The organism is Mesorhizobium sp. M2A.F.Ca.ET.037.01.1.1, from assembly GCF_003998075.1.
Lineage (GTDB): Bacteria > Pseudomonadota > Alphaproteobacteria > Rhizobiales > Rhizobiaceae > Mesorhizobium.
In genome coordinates, this window is the sequence record NZ_RZSA01000161.1 from 1 (window position 1) to 9,049 (window position 9,049).

Consider the following 9,049-nt stretch of genomic DNA (forward strand, 5'->3'; position numbering starts at 1 on the left):
CAGCGGTTCTCGAAGAGATCGGCAAAGCCCGCATCGGGTGCGGACTTTTCGGTGCCGGCCAGCGGATGACCGGGAATGAAGTGCACGCCTTCCGGCACGTGCGGCTCGATCTGCGCGATGACGGAAGCCTTGGTCGAGCCGACATCGGTGAGGATGGCGCCCTTCTTCAGCGCCGGCGCGATCTCGGCCGCGACCTCGCCGGACGAGCCGACCGGGACCGAGACGATGATGAGATCGGCATCGCCCACCGCTTCTTTTGCCTCCGTCGTGTAGGAATCGCCAAGGCCCAACTCCTCGGCGCGCTTCAGCGTCGATGCGCTGCGCGTCGCGATGGCGATATGACGCGCCAGGCCTTCACGGCGGATGACGCGGGCGAGCGACGAGCCGATCAGGCCGATGCCGACCAGCGCTATTTTCTCGAACATCGGTGATGCCATGGTGTCTAGCTTTTCAGGAAGGTCTTCAGCGCGTCAATGACGCCGCGGTTGGCTTCCTCGGTGCCGACGCTCATGCGCAGCGCGTTGGGAAAGCCGTAGCCGGTGACGCGGCGCAGGATATAGCCGCGCGCGCTCAGGTAATCGTCCGCGGCCGCCGCCGAATGTTCCTTGTCGTCGGGAAAATGGATCAGCACGAAATTGCCGACGCTGGGCGTGACGCGCAGGCCGAGCCCGGTCAGCTCCGCGCTGAGCCATGTCAGCCATTTCTCGTTATGCGTCACGCTGCGCTCAATATGGGCGCGGTCGCGGATGGAGGCGATGCCAGCCTCGATCGCGGTGGCGTTGACGTTGAAGGGGCCGCGAATACGGTTGATGGCATCGACGATATGCGCCGGCCCGTACATCCAGCCCACGCGCGCCCCGCCGAGGCCGAGCTTGGAGAAGGTGCGTGTCATCACCACGTTCTCGGCGCTGCCGGCAAGCTCGATGCCGGCTTCATAGTCGTTGCGCCGCACATATTCGGCGTAAGCCGCATCAAGCACCAGAAGCACGTTCTTCGGCAGGCCGGCATGCAGCCGCCGCACCTCGCTGAACGGCAGGTAGGTGCCGGTCGGATTGTTCGGATTGGCAAGGAACACGATACGCGTCTTGGGCGTAACCGCGGCGAGGATCGCGTCGACATCGGCGCGCTCGTCGGTTTCCTTCACCGCCACCGGCTTGGCGCCCGTCGCCTGGATGTAGATCTTGTAGACCATGAAGGCGTGTTCGGTGAACACGGCCTCGTCGCCCGGCGCGAGATAGGTCTGCGCCAGAAGCCCCAGGATCTCGTCCGAGCCGTTGGAGCAGATGATGTTCGCAGGGTTCAGCCCATGCACCTCGCCGATCGCCTCGCGCAGCCGCCGCGCGGTGCCGTCGGGATAGACGTCGAGCTTCGCCGCCACCTCGCGCGCGGCCTCGATCGCCTTCGGCGAAGGCCCCAGGGGATTTTCGTTCGACGACAGCTTGTAGACTTTCGTCACGCCGGCCGGCGCGCTGCTTTTTCCCGGCACATAGGCCTCGATGTCCATGATGCCCACGCGGGGCGTCGGACGGGGCTGATCCTGCTTCATGTCACAAATCCGTCGAGAAGGCCTCAAGGCCGCAGCGGAAATACAGGCCACGGGCTGCAATGTCGAGTGCTGGCGCTGCGGCAGCCCCTGTCGGCATAGAGGCTACCCCCGTTGACGAACAGCGGCTCCGGTCCTAGAAGGTCAGCCAGACTTCCGTGGTGATTTGGCCGGTCGGCTTGCAGCCACGTTAAACAACTCGCTAAAGGGCCGTTTGCAACCTGTAACCGGCTTTGCGACGGCAAGCCGGTTTTTTGTTGTCCGCCGCCGGCCGGACACTGCGTCGTGTCGAGACCGATGCGGGACAGGATCGAGGACGGACATGGCCGCTCAGCGCGCTGCAAGAACCAACGACGAGGCCGACCATCCGTCGAGCCCGGTGCTGCAGTTCGGCCCCGACAAGCCGCTGAAGCTCGACGCCGGCACGCTGCTCTCGCCTTTCCAGATCGCCTACCAGACCTACGGCAGCTTGAACGACGCGCGCTCCAACGCCATTCTCGTCTGCCATGCCCTGACTGGCGACCAGCACGTCGCCAACACCAATCCGGTGACCGGCAAGCCGGGCTGGTGGGAAGTGCTGATCGGTCCCGGCAGGATCATCGACACCAACCGCTTCTTCGTCATCTGCGCAAACGTCATCGGCGGCTGCCTCGGCTCGACCGGCCCGGCCTCGACCAATCCAGCGACCGGCAAGCCTTACGGCCTGGACCTGCCGATCATCACCATACGCGACATGGTGCGCGCGCAGGCGATGCTGGTCGATCATTTCGGCATCGAAAAGCTATTTTGCGTGCTCGGCGGCTCGATGGGCGGCATGCAGGTGCTGGAATGGGCGGCGAGCTATCCGGAGCGGGTCTTCTCGGCGCTGCCGATCGCCACCGGCGCCCGCCATTCCTCGCAGAACATCGCCTTCCACGAGGTCGGCCGGCAGGCGGTCATGGCCGATCCGGACTGGCATGGCGGCAAATATCTCGAGTTCGGCAAGCGCCCGGAAAAGGGGCTCGCCGTCGCGCGCATGGCCGCCCACATCACCTATCTTTCGGAAGCGGCGCTCCACCGCAAGTTCGGCCGCAACCTGCAGGACCGCGAGGCGCTCACCTTCGGCTTCGACGCCGATTTCCAGATCGAGAGCTATCTGCGCCACCAGGGCATGACCTTCGTCGACCGCTTCGATGCCAATTCCTATCTCTATCTGACCCGCGCGATGGACTATTTCGATCTTGCCGCCGATCACGGCGGGCGCCTCGCCGATGCCTTCGCCGGGACCAGGACGCGCTTCTGCCTGGTTTCCTTCACCAGCGACTGGCTGTTCCCGACCGAGGAGAGCCGCTCGATCGTGCATGCCTTGAACGCGGCGGGCGCTTCCGTCTCCTTCGTCGAGATCGAGACGGATCGCGGCCACGACGCTTTCCTGCTCGACGAGCCGGAGCTGTTCGCGGCCATCAACGGCTTCATCGGTTCGGCAGCACGCGCAAGGGGGCTCAGCCTATGAGCGTCAACCGCGCCCAGCGTGTCGACCTCGAAGTCGTCACCGATCTCATTCCGGCCAAGTCGCGCGTGCTCGACGTCGGCTCGGGCGACGGCGTCCTCCTGGAACTGCTGCAGGAGACCAAGCAGGTCGATGGCCGCGGGCTGGAACTGTCGCAGCGTGGCGTCAACGAATGCGTGGCGCGCGGCCTCTCCGTGATCCAGGGCGACGCCGACACGGATCTGAAATTCTATGCCGACAAGGGCTTCGATTTCGTCGTGCTGTCGCAGACGCTGCAGGCGACGCGCAACCCGAAGGTGGTGCTCGATGAGCTGCTTCGGATCGGTAACCGCGCCATCGTCTCCTTTCCCAATTTCGGTCACTGGCGCGTGCGCTTTTCGCTGCTGACCAAAGGCAGGATGCCGGTCACCAAGGACCTGCCCTATTCCTGGTATGACACGCCCAATATCCACTTCTGCACCATACGCGACTTCGTCAACCTGTGCGAAGAGCTTGGCGCGACCGTCGAGAAGGCGACCGCGCTCGACGCCAACGGCCAGAAGATCGGCCTGTCGATGCCGTGGTGGTTCTGGAACTTCTTCGGCCAGCAAGCGGTGTTTCTGCTCAGGCGCTGACGCCGCCGCGCGATCGGTTCCATGAACGCATGATTCTCACCGCCGGCTCTTGCCGGCGGACGGCCTCCGCGGACCGGAAGGCCGATTGTGTTGCCATCAAACCGCAACGTTGCGGAAAAGCCCCCCGTTTCGCATTTCTCGGCCGGCTCGGCGTGACACACAGGTGGCTTTTTTGTAGCGTCGACCGCAAATCACAGGTGGGAAACATAGCCATCAAACCCATCCGACACGCGCCAGATCCGACCGGTGGCAGCCCGATGTCGAACCAGGACGTTCCGCTGATCTCAGTGATCACGCCGACCCATAACCGGCGCAGTCAGGTCGTACGTGCGGTGAAAAGCGTTCTGGTGCAGACACTTACCCGCTTCGAGCACATCGTGGTCGACGACGGTTCGACCGACGGGACGGCCGCCGCGCTGGCCGAGATCCGTGACCCGAGGCTGATCTATGTCGGCGCCAAATGGCGCGGCGCCAATGCCGCCCGCAACGCGGGCATCGAGCGCGCGCGGGCGCCCGTGGTGACCTTCCTCGATTCGGACGACGTCTATCTGCCGGACCGGCTGGAGCGGACGCTGGCGCGCTTCGACCAGAATCCCTCGCTCGAGGTCCTGATCAGCTCGTTCCTGTCGCTGAAGGGCAGCCGCAGCACCAAATGCATCAACCGCGAGGCCTTTCTTGATAAAAGCGCGCTGCAGCGCGCCCTGGTCTCGCAGACTATTTTCATCGCCGGCTCGGCAATCACCGCCAGGCACGTATCGCTGCTGGCGATCGGCGGCTATGACAGCGACATCACGCGCATGCAGGATCTCGACCTTCTGCTGCGCTTTGCCCGCCGCGGCGGCGCCCAGCTGTCCGAAGACATCGACTGGAAGAAGTACAATTCGGAGAACTCGATCTCCCGCCGGCGCGACGGCTATGTCGCGGCCTATGCCAACCTGATCGACAAGCATCCCTATATCGCCGACCGCTATCCCGATGTCCCGCCCTTTATGATCGCTCGCCAGATCATCGCCGACACATTGAAGGGCCGGCTGCAGCAGGCCTTTTCCGGCTACCTAGCCAACCGCTCGTCAAACGCGCTCGGCTATTCGCTGCCGCAACTGCTGCGCGGCTATGTCATCGGCCGCCGCTGGCGGCGCGACTGTTACGAGGAGTTCCGCGCCAAATACGGCCCCCGCGCGGTCTGATGCGGCCGCAAGACCGCTATCGGTCGAGTTCCGGAAAATACGGATCGGAGAACCGCTGCCGCAGGCGCTCGCCCAGCAGGCAATCGACGGGCGCTGCATCCTGGACGCGAATGGATCTGGCGTCGGCGAGGCCGCTCACCTCCTGGATCAGCTTGCGGCGGATGGCGGTCGAGAATTCGGACGCCGCGTAGATCGGCAGCACGAAGGAACCGTCTCCTCCGGTCACGCAATCGGCATAGTATCGGTCGAGGCGGCTGACGCTCGGCGACGGCCTGATGAGTATGGGCAGGCCGTTGATAACGATACCCTCGGCAACGGCGGCATCGCGGATCGCGGCGACAGGCCGTCCGGTATTGTTGGGGCCGTCGCCCGATATGTCGATGACCCTGCGCGGCGCCGAAAAGGCGCTTTTCTCCAGGAGCCCGGTGCCGAAGCCCAGCGCGCCCGAGATCGAGGTGCCGCGAAAGCTCCGGAACGGCCGGGAGGCGATCTTGTCGGCGAAGGCGTTGGCGCTGCCCTCGCCGTCAATGACCTGCCAGGCGATGACGCCGTCGTCGCGAACCACCCCTGCCCATTCGAAATAGGCAAGCGCGATGCGCCCGTTCGTTCCCGAACGAACCGCGTTGATGAAATCGCGATGACGCAGCGCCTCGACATAACCGGCGCGCTGCAGCGCGAACTCCTCCTCATCCATCGACTGCGAAATGTCGACGGCAAGCACCAGCTCCACATCGACCGGCGTGCCGCCGCCAGGCGCGGGCAACGAAGCCGCCTCGGCGCAGGCGAAACAGGCAAGCAGGCTGAGCATCTCGAGCATGGCTGCAGGCGTTCTGTCGACGCCGGCGATTCTTCCCGGCGATCGCGGCAAAATAAAGCTATTTCTTGCGGCGCGCCGCCTGGGGCGGCGGCTCGATCGCTCCGGCGCGGACGCGCGCCGGCTTGAGCGCCGGGCCGCAGACGTCCTTGACGATGGTGAAGGCCCTCGGGAAGAACTGGTTGTTGTGCAGGCCGCGCCCGATATTGAGGATTGCTGCATCCGGGAGCCTGGCCTGCAGCATCGCCAGCACGCGCCGCAGCGTCGCGCCGTCCAACGTGTCCAGCGCCTCGTCGATGATGACCCATTTCGGCTTCCGCAGCGCCAGCCGGGCAAACGCCAGCAGGCGCTGCTCGTCGTCCGCCAGCTCACGCTCCCAGCGCGCCGAGCGGTCGAGCTGGGACGACAGGCGCTCCAGCCCGACCTCGCCGAGCACGGCCTTGATCTCGGCGTCGTCGATCTTGACGCCCTCGGCGTGGTTCAGCACATCGCGCAGCGAACCGAGCGGGAAATAGGGCGTGCGCGGTACGAAGAACGGCTTCTCCCCGTCGGGCATGCCGATGCGGCCCCCTCCCCAGGGCCACAGGCCGGCAAGGGCGCGGAAGAACAGCGTCTTGCCGGCGCGCGGATCGCCAGTGATCATGACATGCTCGCCCGGATGGACTTCGACGCTCGTCTCGGCAAGCCGGGTGCAGCCGTCGGGCGAGGCGACTTCGAGCTCGTCGAATGTCAGCTTGCCGTCCGGATTCTCGCCGACCTCGATTCGCTTTTCCTTGTCGTGCAGGATGTCCGTTTCGCCAAGCGCGATGCGGAAGTCGGCGACGCGCATCAGCGTTGCCCGCCAGTCGGCGATGGCGCCGATATTGTTGATGAACCAGCGCAGCGAGGAATTCACCTGGTTGAAAGCGCCCACCGCCATCATCAAGCCGCCGAAGCTGATGTCGCCCGCGAAATAGACGGGCGCGGCCACCAGGATCGGGGCTACCACGGTGATCCAGCCATAGGCATCGGTGACCCAGGAAAGGTTGATCTGGGCGCTGTAGATACGCCGCATAGCGCCAAGCACGGTGCCGAGGTCGAGCTCCAGCTGGCGCCTGGCATCGGCCTCGCCATGGGCCAGAGCGATCGCATCGACATTCTCGTTGACCCGGACCATCGAGGAGCGCAGCTCCGCCTCGCGGGTGTAGCGGTCGCTGTTGAAGCGTATCAGCGGCCGGCCCACCAGCCAGCTCAGCCAGGACGCGATGCCGGCATAAAGGACCGCAGCCCAGACCATGTAGCCCGGTATGGTGATCGAATGGCCGCCGATATGGAAGACGAAGCCGGAAGAGAGCTGCCAGAGCACGCCGACGAAGGACGCCAGCAGGATGAAGGACTGCAATAGGCCGACGCCAAGGTCGGTCGACAGATCCGACAGATGGGCGGCATCCTGCTGCATGCGCTGATCGGGATTGACGCCGATGGCGCCGGCATGGGCGAGCCGGAAGGCCCGGGCCGGCGCCATCCATTCATCGATGAGGTCGAGCGTCAGCGCCTCGCGCAGCTTCAGCCGGATCATCTGGTTGAGCCACGTCTGGCCGATATTGAGCACCAGCAGGCTGCCGGCGATTTCCACAAAGATCATCAGTTGGTGCAGGAAGCCCCCGAGGTCGCGCCGCGCCAGCGCATCGTAGAAAGGCTGGTTCCATCGGTTGAGCAGAACCTGCCCGATCGAGGTCGCGATGATGACGGCGACGATGCCGACACTGACCCAGGCAAGCGGCCGGCGCACCGGCGAGGTCTTCAGCGCCATGCGTATCGTGGCCAGCTGGTCGGAAAGGCTGCTGGTCTCGATCGAGAACGCAGCCTGCTCGGCGCCTGGCTTGTAGTCCATTTGGTCAGCCATAAAGGACATCCCTGATTTCGGGCGCGATCAACGGAGCCGCGCCGCGAAGCTTTCCCTCAGATAGGGTGGCGATGGGGGTAAAGGACAAGGCGCGACACCGATCACGAACGCGTCACCCGTCGGGCGGCGACGTCCGCCGCCTTGCGTCCGAGCCGCGTCGCGCCCTGTGGCGAGAAGACTGGCACGAAGACGCGGCGCGAGGCGCGCTGGGCGACCGGCACGCCCTGGTAGAGCCGCTTCTGCGCCTCGACGACGATGACGCCCGAAAAGATCGGCCAGAACCGGCGGCCGGCCCGCTCCAGCACATTGTGGAACCGCATCATGAAACGCCGCGGCGACGGCGGGAAGAACAGCGCATCGCTCCAGGTCGCCGGGGTGAAGTTCGCCTCGCGCAGCAACTCGGTCAGCTGGCCGCGCGAGAACGGCCGGCCGTTGCCGAAGGGCGTGTGCTCGAAGCGCGCCCAGACGCCGCGCCGGTTGGGCACGACGATGACGACTCTGCCCGCCGGCGACAGCACGCGCCAGATTTCGTTCAGCGTCTCGCGCGGGTTTTCGGCGTGCTCGAGCGAATGCACCAGGAGCACGCGATCGATGCAGGAATCGACCAGCGGCAGTTCCTCGTCGAAGACCAGCGCCGTCGCCGTCGGTCCTGACGCCGGCCATACCACAGCGCCCTGCGTTGCCGGCATGAAAGCGAAGACACGCTCGGCATCGGTGCCGAAGCGTTCCAGCCATGGCAGCGCGTAGCCGAGGCCGACCAGCCGCTCGTTGGGGACAGTTGCCCAGATGGACGACAGCGCCATGGTGATCGAGCGCTCGGCGAGACGCCCGAGCGTGGACGAGTAGAAGGAACGCAGGTCGACGATGTCCGAATGCATGCGCGGGACGGTAGCCGTGAAGCCTGCCAAGTTCAACAAAGGCGCAAGTTCGATAAACGCGCCAAGTTCGATAAACCCGGATGACATCGGCGGCCGGTCGCCCTATGTCTGCGGCGATAATGGAGAAAGATGCCGATGGCCGTAGAGATCGAGCAGTTCATGTGCCGCACGGACAATTTTGGCGTGCTGGTCCACGATCCCAAAAGCGGCGAGACGGCGATCATCGACGCGCCGGAAGAAGTGCCGATCCTTGCGGCGATCAAGCGCACCGGCTGGACGCCGACATTGATCCTCACCACGCACCATCATGCCGATCACGTCGAGGCCAATCTGGCGCTCAAGGAGCGCTTCAAGCTGCGCATTATTGGCCCGGAAGCCGAGAAGGCAAAGATTCCCGGCATCGACGAGACGGTCAGCCAGGGCTCGGTCGTGCGCCTTGGCGAGGAACGGATCGAGGTCATCGAGACGCCCGGCCATACCGCCGGCCATGTCTCCTACCACCTGCCGGCCTCGAAAGTGGCCTTCACCGCCGACACTTTGTTCGCGCTGGGTTGCGGCCGCCTGTTCGAATGCAAGCCGCCGGTGATGTATGAATCGTTGAAGAAGCTGGCGGCGCTGCCTGCGGAAACCGCCATCTAT

General features: G+C 65.0%; 9 protein-coding genes and 1 riboswitch. Of the genes, 4 read left to right on the top strand and 5 right to left on the bottom strand.

Annotated features, from left to right (window positions below; all coding sequences use genetic code 11):
- Together EOA27_RS10795 and hisC are read right to left on the bottom strand one after the other, a co-directional pair.
- On the bottom strand, positions 1-437 hold a 437-nt coding region (locus EOA27_RS10795), incomplete at its 3' end, for a prephenate dehydrogenase/arogenate dehydrogenase family protein (RefSeq protein ID WP_189562001.1).
- A 5-nt stretch (positions 438-442) separates the two neighbouring features.
- On the bottom strand, positions 443-1,546 hold the full coding sequence (hisC, locus tag EOA27_RS10800) for a histidinol-phosphate transaminase (RefSeq protein WP_126081013.1): 1,104 nt from the start codon (positions 1,544-1,546) through the stop codon (positions 443-445).
- A gap of 145 nt (positions 1,547-1,691) precedes the next feature.
- A riboswitch (SAM riboswitch) is annotated at positions 1,692-1,769 on the top strand.
- Positions 1,770-1,865: 96 nt separating this feature from the next.
- Here hisC and EOA27_RS10805 point away from each other — a divergent pair.
- The 3 genes from EOA27_RS10805 to EOA27_RS10815 all read left to right on the top strand — a co-directional run bounded on the left by EOA27_RS10805 (position 1,866) and on the right by EOA27_RS10815 (position 4,833).
- Entirely contained in the window at positions 1,866-3,035 is a 1,170-nt protein-coding gene (locus EOA27_RS10805; protein ID WP_126064185.1) for a homoserine O-acetyltransferase, read from the top strand.
- Positions 3,032-3,646: a methionine biosynthesis protein MetW gene (gene metW, locus EOA27_RS10810; protein WP_126081011.1), complete on the top strand. Its 615-nt coding sequence runs from the start codon at positions 3,032-3,034 to the stop codon at positions 3,644-3,646. The genes EOA27_RS10805 and metW overlap by 4 nt, the downstream gene beginning before the upstream one ends.
- 257 nt (positions 3,647-3,903) lie before the next feature.
- Entirely contained in the window at positions 3,904-4,833 is a 930-nt protein-coding gene (locus EOA27_RS10815; protein WP_127256134.1) for a glycosyltransferase family A protein, read from the top strand.
- A 16-nt stretch (positions 4,834-4,849) separates the two neighbouring features.
- On the opposite strand, the gene EOA27_RS10820 is transcribed toward EOA27_RS10815, so the two are convergent.
- From EOA27_RS10820 to EOA27_RS10830, 3 genes are all read right to left on the bottom strand, one after another.
- Positions 4,850-5,650 (bottom strand): DUF1194 domain-containing protein, encoded by an 801-nt coding sequence (locus EOA27_RS10820; protein WP_126081009.1) that lies wholly within the window; start codon positions 5,648-5,650, stop codon positions 4,850-4,852.
- A 58-nt stretch (positions 5,651-5,708) separates the two neighbouring features.
- On the bottom strand, positions 5,709-7,532 hold the full coding sequence (locus EOA27_RS10825) for an ABC transporter ATP-binding protein/permease (protein WP_126081008.1): 1,824 nt from the start codon (positions 7,530-7,532) through the stop codon (positions 5,709-5,711).
- A 101-nt stretch (positions 7,533-7,633) separates the two neighbouring features.
- On the bottom strand, positions 7,634-8,410 hold the full coding sequence (locus EOA27_RS10830; RefSeq protein ID WP_126081007.1) for a methyltransferase domain-containing protein: 777 nt from the start codon (positions 8,408-8,410) through the stop codon (positions 7,634-7,636).
- Positions 8,411-8,545: 135 nt separating this feature from the next.
- Between EOA27_RS10830 and EOA27_RS10835 the strand changes: the two genes are divergently transcribed.
- A partial coding sequence (locus EOA27_RS10835; protein ID WP_127256137.1) for an MBL fold metallo-hydrolase occupies positions 8,546-9,049 on the top strand: 504 nt, incomplete at its 3' end.